This window comes from Lysobacter tyrosinilyticus (genome assembly GCF_054779815.1).
Window position 1 is genome coordinate 1,208,371 of sequence record NZ_BAAGXN010000001.1, and the last position, 15,504, is coordinate 1,223,874.

General features: G+C 67.0%; 12 protein-coding genes, 1 pseudogene and 1 riboswitch. Of the genes and pseudogenes, 12 read left to right on the forward strand and 1 reads right to left on the reverse strand.

Annotation, left to right across the window (positions count from 1 at the left end):
- Window positions 1-41 precede the first annotated feature (41 nt).
- From ACYVGK_RS05155 to ACYVGK_RS05210, 12 genes and pseudogenes are all read left to right on the forward strand, one after another.
- Window positions 42-2,345: an EAL domain-containing protein gene (locus ACYVGK_RS05155; protein WP_460732162.1), complete on the forward strand. Its 2,304-nt coding sequence runs from the start codon at window positions 42-44 to the stop codon at window positions 2,343-2,345.
- Between the two features lie 48 nt (window positions 2,346-2,393).
- A riboswitch (cobalamin riboswitch) is annotated at window positions 2,394-2,637 on the forward strand.
- Between the two features lie 114 nt (window positions 2,638-2,751).
- On the forward strand, window positions 2,752-4,635 hold the full coding sequence (gene btuB, locus ACYVGK_RS05160) for a TonB-dependent vitamin B12 receptor (protein WP_460732163.1): 1,884 nt from the start codon (window positions 2,752-2,754) through the stop codon (window positions 4,633-4,635).
- A gap of 97 nt (window positions 4,636-4,732) precedes the next feature.
- Window positions 4,733-5,308 (forward strand): hypothetical protein, encoded by a 576-nt coding sequence (locus ACYVGK_RS05165; RefSeq protein ID WP_460732164.1) that lies wholly within the window; start codon window positions 4,733-4,735, stop codon window positions 5,306-5,308.
- Window positions 5,309-5,331: 23 nt separating this feature from the next.
- Window positions 5,332-5,931 (forward strand): cob(I)yrinic acid a,c-diamide adenosyltransferase, encoded by a 600-nt coding sequence (cobO, locus tag ACYVGK_RS05170; RefSeq protein WP_460732450.1) that lies wholly within the window; start codon window positions 5,332-5,334, stop codon window positions 5,929-5,931.
- Between the two features lie 89 nt (window positions 5,932-6,020).
- Window positions 6,021-7,316 carry a cobyrinate a,c-diamide synthase gene (locus ACYVGK_RS05175; RefSeq protein ID WP_460732165.1) on the forward strand — a complete coding sequence of 432 codons (1,296 nt, stop codon included), beginning with the start codon at window positions 6,021-6,023 and terminating at the stop codon, window positions 7,314-7,316.
- 14 nt (window positions 7,317-7,330) lie between these two features.
- Window positions 7,331-8,242, forward strand: a complete 912-nt coding sequence (cbiB, locus tag ACYVGK_RS05180) for an adenosylcobinamide-phosphate synthase CbiB (RefSeq protein WP_460732451.1) — start codon at window positions 7,331-7,333, stop codon at window positions 8,240-8,242.
- A pseudogene (cobD, locus tag ACYVGK_RS05185) lies at window positions 8,235-9,209 on the forward strand (threonine-phosphate decarboxylase CobD); the annotation flags it as partial. The gene cbiB and the pseudogene cobD, both read left to right, overlap by 8 nt.
- 252 nt (window positions 9,210-9,461) lie before the next feature.
- On the forward strand, window positions 9,462-10,919 hold the full coding sequence (locus ACYVGK_RS05190; protein WP_460732452.1) for a cobyric acid synthase: 1,458 nt from the start codon (window positions 9,462-9,464) through the stop codon (window positions 10,917-10,919).
- On the forward strand, window positions 10,907-11,428 hold the full coding sequence (cobU, locus tag ACYVGK_RS05195; RefSeq protein WP_460732166.1) for a bifunctional adenosylcobinamide kinase/adenosylcobinamide-phosphate guanylyltransferase: 522 nt from the start codon (window positions 10,907-10,909) through the stop codon (window positions 11,426-11,428). Before ACYVGK_RS05190 ends, cobU begins: the two co-directional genes overlap by 13 nt.
- On the forward strand, window positions 11,425-12,486 hold the full coding sequence (gene cobT / locus ACYVGK_RS05200) for a nicotinate-nucleotide--dimethylbenzimidazole phosphoribosyltransferase (RefSeq protein ID WP_460732167.1): 1,062 nt from the start codon (window positions 11,425-11,427) through the stop codon (window positions 12,484-12,486). Before cobU ends, cobT begins: the two co-directional genes overlap by 4 nt.
- Window positions 12,487-12,509: 23 nt before the next feature.
- Complete coding sequence (locus tag ACYVGK_RS05205) at window positions 12,510-13,076, forward strand: histidine phosphatase family protein (RefSeq protein WP_460732168.1); 567 nt, start codon at window positions 12,510-12,512, stop codon at window positions 13,074-13,076.
- Window positions 13,073-13,819, forward strand: a complete 747-nt coding sequence (locus tag ACYVGK_RS05210; RefSeq protein WP_460732169.1) for an adenosylcobinamide-GDP ribazoletransferase — start codon at window positions 13,073-13,075, stop codon at window positions 13,817-13,819. Before ACYVGK_RS05205 ends, ACYVGK_RS05210 begins: the two co-directional genes overlap by 4 nt.
- A gap of 3 nt (window positions 13,820-13,822) precedes the next feature.
- On the opposite strand, the gene ybaL is transcribed toward ACYVGK_RS05210, so the two are convergent.
- On the reverse strand, window positions 13,823-15,502 hold the full coding sequence (gene ybaL, locus ACYVGK_RS05215; protein WP_460732171.1) for a YbaL family putative K(+) efflux transporter: 1,680 nt from the start codon (window positions 15,500-15,502) through the stop codon (window positions 13,823-13,825).
- Window positions 15,503-15,504: the final 2 nt, after the last annotated feature.

The following is a 15,504-nucleotide window of genomic DNA, read 5'->3' on the forward strand; positions in this document are numbered from 1 at the left end:
ATCAGGCATTCCGCGCGTGGCGGTTGTGCCAAGATGCGCGAATGACTCTCCCCTTGGCCGCCGAACGCGCAGCTACGCGGTGGCCCGCCAGTCGTGGCGGCCGGATTCTGCTGCTGGGCGCGATCGGCGTACTGCTGCAGCAGGTTGCGGTTTCGTATACGGCGCACCTGTTCGGCGTCACCGAATCCGCCTCGCTGATCCATCTGCATGTCGGGTGGCTGCTTGCGGTGATGATGCTGGAACGCGATCGCATCGTGCAGGGCGGTGTTTACGGTGTCGTGTTCCTAGGTTGGGTCGGCCGCGCCATCGCGATGGACTACGACATGTCCGTGTGGCTGCCGATGGGCGCCGCGGCTTATTTCCTCGGTTGGCTGTGGATGATGCAGTGCGCGAGCTGGATGGGATGGCCCCAGCCGCAGCGGCACATGCGTGTCAGCAAGCGCGATCTGGCCCGCTTCGCCGGCATCGGTCTGGTGCTGTGTCCGCTGGGCCTGGCAGCAAGCGTGCTGCTGGTCGAATTCTTCGTCAGCCGGCCGGAGCAGTTGTCGGATGCCGCACAGGTCCTGTTCGCGAAGTATTTCGGCATCGCCGTGCTGACGTTCCCCCTGGTCATGGCGTGGTGCGAACGGCATACGCCGCGCCCGCGGCCACTGCGCTGGCAGGACGCGTTGCTGCCGGGCCTGCTGATGCTGGCACTGGTGGCCAGCATCCTGCTGAGTACACGCATCGAATCCGCGTTCGCCGCATTGCGTGGCCAGGGCGGCGTGGTGCTGATGGATTACCGGTTTGCCTTGTTCGCCCTGCTGGGCTGGTGCGCGCTGCGACTGCGGCCACGCAACTCGATGGTGCTGCTGGCGCTGACGATGTTGGTGCTGGTCCAGGCACTGGCGGTCACGGCCACACGCAACGAGACGCCGGCCGGCTTCGTCAATCTGCTGCATCTGGCATTCGAACTCGGCGTGCTGCTGATGGCGATGCTGTACTTCATCGTCTTCGAACGCGACAGCCGCGAAGCCGCGCTGCGCCTGGTCGAGGAAACCCTGCGCGACACCGCAACGGGACTGCCCAACCTCGCGGCGCTGCGGCGTGAAATCGTGCAGCGGCGCCTGGGGCCGGGTGAAGTCGGCTTCCTGGTGCTCGATCACGCGGACGACCTGGTCGCCGGCTTCGGCCTGGACATGCAGTCGCAGGTCATGAACACCGTCGCCGCGCGGCTGGCCGGCATCAATCGCAGTTACCTCGTGGGCATGGGGCAGTTTGCGCTGTTGCCGGACGAGAGCGCGCAGCAGGAACAGGCCGATCCGGATCCCTGGGCGGACACCATCGCCGCGATCGAGACGATCGAAGTGGACAGCGGCGGCCAACGCTTTGCACTGTCCCCGTACCTGGGCGTTGCGCGTCGCAGCGAATCCAGCCTGGAGGCGGCCGAAGCCGCACTGCTGCGCGCATCGCAACTGGCATTCGAGGCACGCAATCGCAACGAGGTGCACCCGCTGCGCGATGAGGATGCGTCCTCGCCACAATCCGGCGCGCTGCGCGAGCGCCTGCACGTGGCCAACGACGCCCTGGCCTGCCTGCGCAACCGCCGCGTGGAACTGCACTTCCAGCCGATCCGGCCTCTGGACCCGGCGCACCCGGTCTGCCAGGAGCCCGAGTACGCGGTGGGCGAGGTGTTGTGCCGACTGCGCGGTACCGATGGCCGTCTGATGATGCCCGATGAATTTCTCGGGCCGATCGAGGCGATGGGACGCAACGTCGAACTCGATCTGGTCGTGATCACCGAGCTGTTCGAACTGCTGCGCGCCTATCCGCACGCACTGCCGAAGATCCGCCGGATTGCGATCAACCTAACCGGTCAGAGCCTGGCGTCGCTTGGCTTCAAACGTCAGTTCGAGGCGTTGCTGGCCGATTCGCCGCTGCCGCTGTCGGCGCTGTGCTTCGAGATCACCGAGAACGCGGTGATCTCGGCCGAAGCGCATACGCGCAGTTTCCTCGATGATCTGCACGATCGCGGTTGCCGCATGGCGATCGACGATTTCGGCAAGGGCATGCAAAGCTTCGCCCGGCTCAAGGAGCTGCCCGTCGACATCATCAAGATCGATGGCGCCTTCATCTGCCATGTCGCCGAGCGCGGCCGCGACTACGCCCTGGTCGAGGCGTCGATGTCGATCGCACGCGCCTTCAATGCCGAGACCGTCGCCGAGTTCGTCGAGAACCAGGCAACCGTCGATTGCCTACGTGAACTCGGTGTGGGCTGGATGCAGGGCTATCTGCACGCCCGACCGCGGCCGCTGGCGGAATTCCTAGCCTCGGCCTCCGCTCCTGCCGCAGCGGCAGCGCGCTGATTCCGCTTGGCCATGTCGCCGATCCGGCCCGGGGCGGGCGCTTTTGCTAGACTGCGCGCCGCCTGAGGTGACCCCCGGTAATGCCGGCGGGTTGAAACGGGAATCCGGTGCGCCCCGTGTCTGGTCGACACGGCGAGCAATTCCGGAGCTGCCCCCGCAACGGTAAGTGTTGAGCCAGGATGGCTCGGGATCGGCGAATGCCACTGTGCCCAAGGCACGGGAAGGCGCCGCTCCCGGACGCGATAAGCGTCCGCGCACGAGCCCGGAGACCGGCCACAGGCTTGACCCGACATGCGGTGGGCTATGTCGCGGGGCCACGCATTGCGTTGGCATCTCGCGCACTCCTTGCCGCCTGTCTTCGTTCCCGTCATCACCGCGCGGGCCGGCGCGGCTTTAGGAGTTTTTCATGCAACCCCGCAATTCCCTTTCCCTGCGCCGTTCGCTGCTGGCGACGAGCCTGCTGTGCGCGATCGCCCCGGCGTTCGCCGACGAGCCGGCGAAGCCGACCGAGCTTGACGATGTGATCGTCACCGCCACGCGCACCGCGCAGACGCAGGACGCGACGCTGGCCGCGGTCGACGTGATCACCCGCGCCGACATCGAGCGCCTGCAGCCGCAGTCGTTGCCGGAGCTCCTGCGTGGCTCGCCGGGCCTGACGATTTCCAACAACGGCGGCGCCGGCAAGGCCAGCTCCGTGTTTCTGCGCGGCACCGAATCCGATCACGTGCTCGTACTGGTCGATGGCGTGCGCATCGGTTCGGCCACGCTGGGCACCGCGGCGCTGCAGGGCATTCCGGTCGACCAGATCGAGCGCGTCGAGATCGTGCGTGGTCCGTTCTCCAGCCTGTACGGCGCCGATGCGCTGGGTGGCGTGATCCAGATCTTTACCCGTCGTCCACACCAGGCCTTCGAACCCAATGCCAGCGCGGCGATCGGCAGCTTCCGCACCTCGCGCGGTAGCGCCGGTCTTGCGGGCCGCAGCGAGGGCGAGCAGAGCGGCTGGTATTCGGTGCAGGCGGCGTACGAAACCACCGATGGCATCAATGCCTATCGCGACAATCCGGCCAATCCGTACGACGCACCAAACCCGGATCGCGATGGCTACCGCAACCGCTCGCTGTCCGTGGCTGCGGGCCAACGCTTCAGCCAGGCTTGGGACATCGAAGGTCGTGCGTTGCGCACCGAAGGCCGCAACGAATACGACGGTGGCTTCAGCAACATGGACAAGACCGTGCAGCAGGTGGTCGGTACGCGCGTGCACTATGCGCCGACCGAAACCATCAAGTTCACGCTGGGCCTGGGCCGCGCCGACGACAAGAGCGACAACTTCTTCGACGACACCAAGCGCGGCAGCTTCAACTCGCAGCGCAACAGCGGTTCGCTGCAGGCTGACTTCGGCTTTGGCGATGACCTGCTGACGGTCGGCTACGACTGGCGCCAGGATGAAGTCGACAGCACCACGACCTACGAGCGTGACAGCCGCTTGAACCGCGCCGTGTTCGCGCAGTGGCAGGGCCACTATGGCGCGCAGTCGGTGCAGGTCGGTCTGCGTCACGACGACGACAGCCAGTTCGGCGGCGAGACCACCGGCAGCGCGCTGTGGGGCTGGGATTTCACCGATACGCTGCGCCTGACGGCCAGCTACGGCACCGCGTACAAGGCGCCGACGTTCAACGAGTTGTACTACCCCGGCTTCGGTAATCCGAACCTGAGCGCGGAGAAGGCGCGCAGCTTCGAACTCGGCCTGCGCGGCAAGCAGGGCTGGGGCATCTGGGCGGTCAATGTCTTCGAGACCCGCGCCGACGACCTGATCGCCTATGACCCAACGCTGGTCGACGCGACCCATCCGTTCGGCCAGCCGAACAATGTCGACGAAGCGCGCATCCGCGGCGTCGAAGCGACCGTGGACACCGAGATCGCCGGCTGGACCGTGCATGGCGCGGCGACCCTGCTGGATCCGCGCGACGATAGTAACGACGGCTACGACGCCAATGTATTGGCGCGCCGCGCGCGCACCAGCGGTCGCATCGACGTGGATCGCACCTTCGGCCATATCAGCCTCGGTACCACCGTCAATGGCAGCGGCTACCGCTATGACGATCCGGCCAATTTCACCCGCATGGGCGGCTACGGCACCACCGACCTGCGCGTGGCGTTTACGTTCACGCCGGCGTGGACGCTGCAGCTAAACGCCAACAACGTCTTCGACAAGCGTTACGAGACGGCGGCGTTCTACAACCAGCCTGGTCGCAACTACCTGCTGAGCCTGCGTTACCGTCCGGCGAAGTAAGCCGACGAAGCAAGTCGATGCCGGCCCGTCGTTCCACACGAATGACGGGCCCGGCATTACCGCAATTCTCCGACGTCACAGCCATGAGGCATCCGCGATGAAGCAGCTGAGCAAAACCGCAAACACTGGCCTGTTCGTCGCCCTCATGGCGATGATGCTGGCCACGCGTTTCCACCACTTCGGTACGGCGCTGCACTTGCCGGATGCCTCGATGGCGATTTTCTTCGCGGGTGGTCTGTACCTGCGCAAGCACTGGCAATTCGCCGCGTTCGCGGTGCTGGCCGGTGTCATCGACTGGGCGGCAATCTCGCTCGCGGGGGTCAGCGACTTCTGCGTCACCCCGGCCTATTCGTTCCTGCTGCCGGCATATGCGGTGCTGTGGTACGGCGCGCGTCTTTGCGCGGATCGCGTGCAGCTGACCTGGTCCTCGGCGGTTATCACGCTGGGAGTCGCACTGGTCTGCGCTTCGCTGTCGTTCGCCATCTCCAATGGCTCGTTCTACTGGATCGGTGGCCGCAACCCCGACACCAGCTTCGCCGGCTGGACCGCTAGCTTGCTGCAGTGGGGTCCGTCGTTCGTGCGCGTCACGATGGCCTACCTGGTCGGCGCGGCCGTCGTGCATGCGCTGGTCGTCCGCGTTCTGGCCGGCCGCGAAGCCGGCGCGCGCGCGTGAGCGAAGCCGAAGGCCATGACGCGATGGGCGCGGAAGCGCGCCATCGCGAGCGCATGCAGCGCAAGAAGGAGCTGGTCGATCGCAAGATCGCCCGCGCCACCATCGACCGTGGCGTGCTGGTGATCAACACCGGCAACGGCAAGGGCAAGAGCTCGTCCGGCTTCGGCATGCTCGCGCGCTCGCTCGGCCACGGTTTCCATTGCGGCGTCGTGCAGTTCATTAAGGGCAGCTTCTCGACCGGTGAGGAAGCGTTCTTCCGGATGTTTCCGGAAGAGTGCGACTACCGCGTGATGGGCGAGGGCTTCACCTGGGAAACCCAGGACAAGGCCCGCGATATCGCCGCGGCGTCCTCGGCCTGGGCCGAAGCAAAGCGGATGCTCGCCGATCCGGACTACGACTTCGTCCTGCTCGATGAACTCAACATCGCGCTCGCCCATCGCTATATCGATCTCGATGACGTCATCGCCGCGGTTACGACGCGGCCGCCGAAGCAGCATGTCGTGATCACCGGTCGCGGCGCGCCGGACGCGCTGGTCGACGTCGCCGATACTGTCACCGAGATGCGCGTGGTGAAGCACGCCTTCCAGGCCGGCATCAAGGCGCAGCACGGCATCGAGTTGTAAGCCATGATCCCGGCATGCCAGCGCGTACACGCAGGTCATGCACGGGGTGCGAAACCATCGTCCGTTGAGCCACAAGCGAGCACGTGCCGATGACAACGTCCCGAGATTGCCCCGCATTGCTGGTGTCCGCGCCCGCGTCGGGGCAGGGCAAGACCAGCGTCACCGCAGCGCTCGCGCGCTGGCATTCGCGCCAGGGCCGGCGGGTGCGGGTATTCAAGACCGGACCGGACTTCCTCGACCCGATGGTGCTGGAGCGCGCCAGCGGTTCGCCGGCCTATCAGCTCGACTTGTGGATGAACGGCGAAGCGGATGTGCGTGCGCGCCTGTTCGAGGCGGCTGCCAACGCGGACCTGATCCTGGTCGAAGGGGTGATGGGTTTGTTCGATGGCGCGCCGTCCAGTGCCGACCTCGCTACCCGCCTGGGTCTGCCGGTACTCGCGGTGATCGACGGCAGCGCCATGGCGCAGACCTTCGGCGCCGTGGCGACCGGCTTGGCGCGTTATCGCGACGACTTACGCGTGCATGGCGTCGCTGCCAATCGCATCGGTAGCGCCTATCACGCGCAATTGCTGGCGCAGAGCCTGCCGCCGGACCTGCGCTGGTTGGGGGCATTGCCGCGCGAAGAACAGCTGGCCTTGCCGGAGCGGCATCTGGGATTGGTTTCGGCAGGCGAACTGGGCGATCTCGATGCGCGTCTCGACGCGCTGGCAGACGCCTGGCATGCGCATGCGGATTCGGAGTTGCCGCCGCCGGTTACGTTCGCTTCCTGCAAGGAAACCCATGTCGTGCAGCGCTTGCGCGGCGTGCGGATCGCGGTTGCGCGCGATGCGGCGTTCTGCTTCCTGTACCCGGCCAACCTCGATCTGCTGCGCGCGGCGGGCGCGGAATTGCGCTTCTTCTCGCCCTTGGCCGGCGATGCATTGCCCGAGTGCGACGCGGTGTGGCTGCCGGGCGGTTATCCCGAACTGCACCTGCCGAGGCTGTCGCAACGTCATGACCTGCACGCCGCGCTGCATGCGCATCGCGACGCCGGCAAGCCGCTGCTGGCGGAGTGCGGCGGCATGCTCTACGCGCTCGATGCGTTGGCCGATCGCGACGGCGCACAGCTGCCGATGGCGGGACTGCTGCCCGGCCGCGCAGCATTGCAGCCGCGGCTGTCCGCCATCGGCCTGCAGGCCGTCGAACTGCCAGAAGGCGCGCTACGTGGCCATACCTTTCACTACGCGCAGGCGGAGATCGCCGCTACGGCGCTCGCGCACGCGACCAATCCGAATGGCGCGCCCAGTCGCGAAGCCGTGTACCGCGATCGCCGCATGACCGCGAGCTTCGTGCACTTCTATTTTCCTTCGCAGCCGGATGCCGCGATGCGGTTGTTCCTGCCGTGAAGACTGCGCTCGCCATGCTGGCGGCGGTGCTGCTGGACGCGATGTTGGGTGAGCCCCGTCACGCGCATCCGCTGGTCGCGTTCGGTCGCTGGGCGCGTGCGATCGAACGCCGTGTGTATGTGGATCGGCGTGGCAACGGATTGCGCGCATGGGCGCTCGCGGTCCTGCCCTGGGTGGCATTGAGTTGGCTGGTTATCCGTTTGGCGACGGTGCATTCGTCATGGCTCGCGCTGCTGTTCGAAGCCGTGCTGCTGTACCTCACATTGGGTCTGCGCAGCCTGGCCGAGCACGCGCTGCCAGTAGCCGACGCACTGGAACGCAACGAGCTCGCGACCGCGCGCGCCGCGGTCGGCCGCATGGTTAGTCGCGACACGCACGCGTTGGACGCTACCCAGGTCAGTGCTGCGGCGACCGAATCGGTGCTGGAAAACGGCAACGATGCCGTGTTCGGCGCGCTGTTCTGGTTCGCGCTGCTGGGAGCGCCTGGGGCGGTGCTCTATCGTCTGGCCAACACGCTCGATGCGATGTGGGGCTACCGCAATGCCCGTTATGAAAACTTCGGCAAGGCGGCCGCGCGCATCGACGATGTACTGAATCTGGTTCCGGCGCGGCTGACTGCGCTGAGTTATGCGTTATTCGGCCGCACCGCGCGCGCATTGCGCTGCTGGCGTGCACAGGCGGCGCACTGGGACAGCCCGAATGCCGGTCCGGTGATGGCGGCGGGCGCAGGCGCGCTAGGCGTGAGGCTTGGCGGCGCAGCGCCTTACGACGGCGTCTGGGAAGGCCGCCCCGACCTGGGCGAAGGTGCGGCACCGGACGCGACGAGCATCCGTGCGGCCATGTCGCTGGTTCGGCGTAGCGTCGGGCTGTGGCTGGCCGTGATGTGCCTTGGCGCCTGGACTGCGGTGGAGTGGTCGCATGCTTGAGCACGGTGGCCGTCTGCAACGCGCGGCGCGCCACTACGGCATCGCGCCCGAGCAGTGGCTCGATCTGTCGACGGGCATCAGTCCCTTCGCCTGGCCGGTGCCGTCAATCGCGGCGAACGCCTGGCATCGCCTGCCCGAGGACGACGATGGTCTGCTCGATATCGCGCGCGAGTACTACGCTGCAGTGCAGTTGCTGCCGGTAGCGGGCTCGCAGGCCGCGATCCAGGCGCTGCCGCGACTGCGCGCGACCTCTCGCGTCGGCGTGATCGCGCCAGGGTATGCGGAGCACGCGCACGCCTGGCGCGAGGCAGGTCATGCAGTCGAAGCCATGCCGGCCGACGAATTGCTCGCGAATGCCGCACGCTTCGATGTGGTCGTGCTGATCCATCCGAACAATCCGGGTGGTGAAAGCTTTACCAGCGACGCCCTCCTGCAGTTGCATGCGCAGCTTGCCGCGCGCGGCGGCTGGCTGATCGTCGACGAAGCTTTCATCGACGCGGCGCCCGGATACAGCGTCGCGAGTTTCAGCGATCGCGAAGGGCTGATCGTCCTGCGCTCGGTCGGAAAATTCTTCGGCCTAGCAGGTGCGCGCGCAGGTTTCGTCTGCGCGGCGCCGGACCTGCTGGCGGCATTGCGGGAGCGGTTGGGTCCGTGGACGCTCAGCGGTCCCACGCGCCACGTGTTGAAACTGGCCTTGGCCGATCGCGAATGGCAGCGACAGCAGCGCGAGCGGTTGCAGGCCACCAGCATCCGACTGACAACACTGCTATCCCGGCACAGGCTGACGCCAAGCGCAGGCTGTGCCTTTTTCCAATGGCGACGCGATGATCGTGCCGTTGCGCTGCACGAAGCCCTGGCCCGGCGCGGCATCCTCACACGTCTGTTCGAATTCCCCGCAAGCCTGCGCTTCGGTCTCCCTGGCGACGAAGCGGCATTCGCACGGCTGGATTCGGCGCTGCGCGAGATAGAGCCCCTCTCCCTTCGGGAGAGGGGGTGGGGAGAGGGTTCGGCGAAGTGGGATCGTTCGCGCGCTGGGAACAGCACCGCGCTCGAGTGCTGTGAACGTGCAGCATCCGGAACTGCTCCCGCTTCGCCGAACCCTCATCCGCCCTTCCCTCAACGGGCTATCGCCCGTTTCGACCTTCTCCCGAAGGGAGAAGGAAATGCAAAAGCCAGTGCAGCTCGAGAGCGAGAAGCAGACGCGAAAGCCCGCGTGCTAATGGTGCAAGGCTGCACCTCCGATGCCGGTAAGAGCACGCTCGTGGCCGCGTTGTGTCGCTGGCTGCATCGCCGCGGTGTGGCTGTCGCGCCGTTCAAGCCACAGAACATGGCGCTCAACTCCGCGGTCACCGTCGATGGCGGCGAGATCGGTCGCGCGCAGGCGCTGCAGGCGCAGGCCTGTGGCCTGGCGCCGCACACCGACTTCAACCCGGTGCTACTCAAGCCCAACACCGACACCGGCGCACAAGTGATCGTGCACGGCCGTGCCGTCGGCAACATGGATGCCGTCGGCTACCACGACTACAAGCGCGTCGCCTTCGATGCGGTGTTGCAGTCGCATGCGCGCCTCGTCCAGCAGTACGCCGCGCTGGTCGTGGAGGGCGCCGGCAGTCCGGCCGAGATCAACCTGCGCGATCGCGACATCGCCAACATGGGCTATGCCGAGGCGGTGGACTGTCCGGTGATCCTGATCGCCGACATCGACCGCGGCGGCGTGTTCGCGCACCTGGTCGGCACGCTGGCGCTGCTGTCGGAAAGCGAACGCGCGCGCGTGGCCGGATTCGTCATCAACCGTTTTCGCGGCGATATCGCCTTGCTGCAGTCCGGCCTGGACTGGCTGGAGCGCGAAACCGGCAAGCCGGTGCTTGGCGTGCTGCCGTATCTGCACGGCCTGCACGTGGATGCGGAAGACGCATTGCCGATCGCACGCGAAGCGAACGCCAATGCGCGTCTTCGCGTCGCGGTGCCGGCGCTCCCTCGGATCAGCAATCACACCGACTTTGATGCATTGCGTGCGCATCCGCTGGTCGATCTGCGTTTTGTCGGCCCCGGTGAAACGCCTCCGCCCTGCGATCTGATCGTGCTGCCAGGCTCCAAGTCCACGCGCGCCGATCTGGCCTGGTTGCGCGCGCAGGGCTGGGACGCGGCGATCGCGCGGCATCTGCGCTACGGCGGCAAGCTCATCGGCATCTGCGGCGGCTTCCAGATGCTGGGTCGTGCCGTGCACGATCCATTGGGCATCGAAGGCGAAAGCGGAACGAGTCCGGGGCTCGGTCTGCTCGACTTCGAGACCACGCTGGAGCCGGAGAAGCAGCTACGCAACGTGCGTGGCCGTTTCGCCTTTGCCGATGCCGCCGTGCACGGCTATGAGATCCACTGCGGCGTGAGCACTGGCCCGGCGTTGGAATCGCCCGCCTTTGGTCTGGACGACGGGCGCAGCGATGGCGCCGTATCGGCGGATGCGCAGATTCTCGGCACGTACTTGCATGGCCTGTTCGACGGGCCCACGGCCCTGGGCGCCTTGCTGCGCTGGACCGGTCTCGATTCGAGCGAGATCGTCGATCTCTCCGCATTGCGCGAAGCCAGTCTGGAACGGCTCGCCGATGCGGTCGACGCGCATCTCGATACTCACGCGCTGTCGGCGCTGCTGGAGGAACCTGCGACATGCACAGCCTGATCCTCGGCGGCGCCCGTTCCGGCAAGAGCGCATTGGCCGAACGCCTCGCGCGCGATTCGGTTCGCGATGTCGTCTATGTCGCGACCGCACAGGCGCGCGACGGAGAAATGGCGGCACGCATCGCGCACCATCGCGCACAGCGCCCGGCGCACTGGCAATGCGTCGAGGAGCCCCTGGCACTGGCCGACGTGCTCCGCGCGCAAGCGCGTGCCGATCGCTGTGTGCTGGTCGATTGCCTCACCTTGTGGCTCAGCAATCTGCTCGGCGATCCCGATCCGGATCGCTTCGCGCGCGAGCGCGACGCGCTGCTGCAGGCATTGCCCGATCTGCCCGGCGACATCGTCTTCGTAAGCAATGAAGTCGGGCTCGGCGTCGTACCGCTGGGTGAGCTGAGTCGTCGCTTCGTCGATGAAGCCGGCCGCCTGCACCAGGCATTGGGCGCCCATTGCGGGCGCGTGGTTTTCGTTGCGGCAGGTTTGCCGCTGGTACTCAAAGGAACTCTTGCATGACGATCGAATGGCTTACCGAACCCTGTTCTGTACCAGCGGCATCGTTCGCGGACGCCGCGCGTGCACGTCAGGCCGTGCTCACGAAGCCGTCCGGATCGCTGGGTGCGCTCGAGGCACTTGCGATCCGTCTGGCTGCGTTGCAACACCGCGAGCGGCCGCGCGTGGATGAAGTCTGGATCAGCGTATTCGCGGGCGACCACGGCGTAGCCGCGGAAGGCGTGTCGGCATTCCCGCAACTGGTTACCGGCGAGATGGTGCGCAATTTCGCCACCGGCGGCGCCGCGATCAGCGTGCTCGCGCGTGAGCTGGGCGCGCGCCTGGAAGTGGTGAATCTCGGCACCGTTAACGATCCCGGCGACATTCCGGGCGTGCGCCGCGCCATCGTTGCGCCGTCCACGGCCAACTTCTGCATCGAAGCGGCGATGAGCGATGCGCAGTTCGCCCAGGCGCTCGCAGCTGGTCGCGCCAGTGTGCAGGCGGCGGTCGCGGCCGGTGCGCAGTTGTTCATCGGTGGTGAAATGGGCATCGCCAATACCACCGCGGCAACGGCCTTGGCGAGCGCACTGCTGCAGCAGGCACCGGCCACGCTGGCGGGCGCGGGCACCGGGCTTGATGCGGCGGGTATCGCGCACAAGGTCGCGGTGATCGAGCGTGCACTCGCGCTGCATGCGCACCAGCAGGATCCGCTCGCGCAGCTGCGCTGCCTGGGCGGCTTCGAGATCGCCGCGCTGGCCGGTGCCTATGTGGCCGCCGCGCAGGCGGGCCTGCCCGTGCTGGTCGACGGTTTCATCACCACCTCCGCGGCGCTGGCCGCCGTTCGCATCAACCCCGGCGTGCGCGACTGGCTGCTGTTCTCGCATTGCTCACACGAACACGGCCATGCCGGCCTGTTGCAGGCGCTGGATGCAGCGCCGCTGCTGGACATCGGCATGCGCCTGGGCGAAGCCAGCGGCGCGGCGGTGTGCGTGCCGCTGCTGCGTACGGCGTGCGCCTTGCACAACGGCATGGCCACGTTCGCGCAGGCCGGCGTGTCGACGTCGGACGCGGTGCCCGCCTGATCTGCAATCTGGAGGAGCACGCGATGCAGACCATCGACCTACTGCGTCACGGCGACACCGGGCAGAGCGGCTTCCGCGGTCAGCTCGACGATGCCTTGTCCGTCTCTGGCTGGGAGCAGATGCGTTCGGCCGTCGCGGAAGGGCAATGGGATGTCGTCGTGTCTTCGCCGCTACAGCGGTGTGCAGCCTTCGCGCAGGAATTGGCGGCGCAGCGCGCCATTCCGTTGCAACGGGATGCGCGTCTGTCGGAATACCACTTCGGTGATTGGCAGGCGGTGCCGCTGGAGCGGATCGCGCAACACGAGGCCGCGGCATTGGAGAAATTCTGGTCGGATCCGGTCGCGCATCCGCCGCCGGGTGCGGAGTCGATGGGGACCTTCGCGGCCCGGATAAGCACCGCGCTGGGGGCCATCGCGCGGATGCCTCAGCAGCGCGTACTGGTGATTACCCACGGAGGCGTGATTCGCTTGCTGCATTGCCTTGGTCGGGGATTGGAGCTGCGGAAAATGAGCAGCGTCGAAGTGCCGCACGCGTCGATTCACCGGTTGCCGTCGTTGCAGGCGGCAGCCGTCATGAGCGAGTCGCCATGATGCGCGGCCTGCTGGTGGCCACGGGCTTCCTGACCCGTATTCCGGTGCCGGTGCGCGTGTTCGACGATGAGCGTGCCAAGACGCAGTCGCTGGCCTGGTATCCGTTGGTCGGACTTTTGCTGGGAGTTGGACTGGCCGCGTTCGCATGGTGCCTGCAAGGTGCACCTGCATTGCTGGCTGCGGCGCTGGTGCTGCTCGCGTGGGTCGCGGTGACCGGCGCATTGCATCTGGACGGACTCGCCGACAGCGCGGATGCGTGGATCGGGGGCTTGGGCGATCCGGCACGCACCCTGGAGATCATGAAGGACCCGCGCAGCGGTCCGGCCGGTGTCGTCGCATTGGTTTTGGTGCTGCTGCTGAAGTTCGCCGCGCTCGCCAGCCTGCCGGTGAGCGCGATCACGTTGCTGCCGCTGGCGCCGCTGCTGGCGCGCGCGATGCTCACGCTGGCCTTCGTCACGACGCCATACGTGCGCCAGGGCGGTCTCGGATCGGCCCTGGTGGCCGCGCCACGCGTCGCATGCTGGCTGAGCGTGCTTGCCGCCGGCGGGATCTGCATCGTGACCGGATGGATCGGTGTAATCGCGCTGCTGACGGCACTGCTGGTGTTCGCGCTCTGGCGCCGCGCCTGCCTGCGACGCATCGGTGGTACGACCGGCGACACCGCAGGTGCGCTGGCAGAACTGGTCGAAGCCGCGGTGCTGGTCGCGATTGCGCTGGCTTCGACTTCGGCTCTGTTCCGATAACGCCTAGGTCGTCGCCGGCGGCAGATGCCTTTCGCCGCGGTAGGGAGGCGTCGCCATCACCATCTCGGCGAAGCTGTGCGCGAGTTCGCGCTCGGCCATGACCGCAGCATCCGCGCCGTGTGCGAGCAGATGCTTGACCTCGTTGTCGCTGTGGCCGCGCGCGACGATGCTCAGGGTCGGATTCACCTTGCGCAGCGTGGCGATGATTTCACCGGCCTCCAGCGCATTGGGAATCGCCAGCAGCGCCATGTGCGCGCGTTCCGGCGCGGCTTCGCGCAGCACATTCTCGTTGACCGCGTTGCCGCGGACCGCGGGCAGGCCGTCGGCACGCGCGCGGTCGACCAAGGCATCCTCGCCATCGATCACCACCAGTGGCACGCCGTGTTCGCGCAGCACGCGCGCCAGCTCGCGGCCGACGCGGCCATAGCCCACCAGCAGCACGTGGTTGCGGATGCCGGACGGCACGGGGGCGATCCTGTCGGCTTCCGCGCGCGCGCGTCGCGCCTCGGCCGCGTTGCGGCGATCCAGCCATGCCATCGGCACCGGGTTGAAGATGATCGACAGCAGCGCGCCTGCAAGGATCAGGTCCTGGCCGTCCTGCGGTAGCACCTTCAGCTGCACGCCTAGGCCCGCGAGGATGAAAGAGAATTCGCCGATCTGCGACAGGCTGAAGGCGAGGAGCAGGGCGGTGGCGTTCGGCTTGCGCAGCAGTCGCGCCACGCCCCAGGCCGCCAGGCCGTTGCCGACTACCACGATCGCGAATGTCGCCATCACTTCGAGCGGACGTTCGACCAGGATCGCCGGGTTGAACAGCATGCCCACCGACACGAAGAACAACACTGCGAAGGCGTCGCGCAGCGGCAACGTTTCGGTTGCCGCCTGATGGCTGAATTCGGACTCGTTGAGCAGCAGGCCTGCGAAGAAGGCACCCAGCGCGAAGGACACGCCAAACAGTTCGGCCGACCCGAAGGCCACGCCTAAAGCGATCGCAAGCACGCACAGTGTGAACAATTCGCGCGAGCCGGTGCCGGCGACGCGCTCCAGGATCCAGGGCACCACGCGCCGGCCGACCAGCAGCATCAACGCAATGAAGGCGCCGACCTTGAACAGGGTCTTGACCAGGGCCGCCAGCACCGAAGCCTGATCGCCGGCTTCGCCCTTGAGCATGCCGACCAGCGCCGGCAGCAGGACGAGCACGAGCACCATCACCAGATCCTCGACGATCAGCCAACCCACCGCGATGCGGCCGCGGCCGGTGTCGAGCAGGCGCCGTTCCTCCAGCGCGCGCAGCACCACCACGGTACTGGCGACCGACAAGGCCAGACCGAATACGAGACCCGCGCCGTTGTCCCAGCCGAACCAGCGCGCCAGGCCCCAGCCCAGCATTGATACGAACACGATCTGCGCGATCGCACCGGGCACGGCGATCGACTTCACCTCGAGCAGGTCGCGCAACGAGAAGTGCAAGCCGACCCCGAACATCAGCAGGATCACGCCGATTTCGGCCAGCTGCGGGGCCAGGGTCTGGTCGCCGACGAAGCCCGGCGTGAACGGCCCGGCGACGATGCCGGCGACGAGGTACCCCACCAACGGCGACATCCGCAGCCGTTGCGCGAGCGCGCCAAAGACGAAGGCCAGGCCGAAGCCGGCGACGAGGATGGCGATGAGGGAGGTGTGGTGCATTC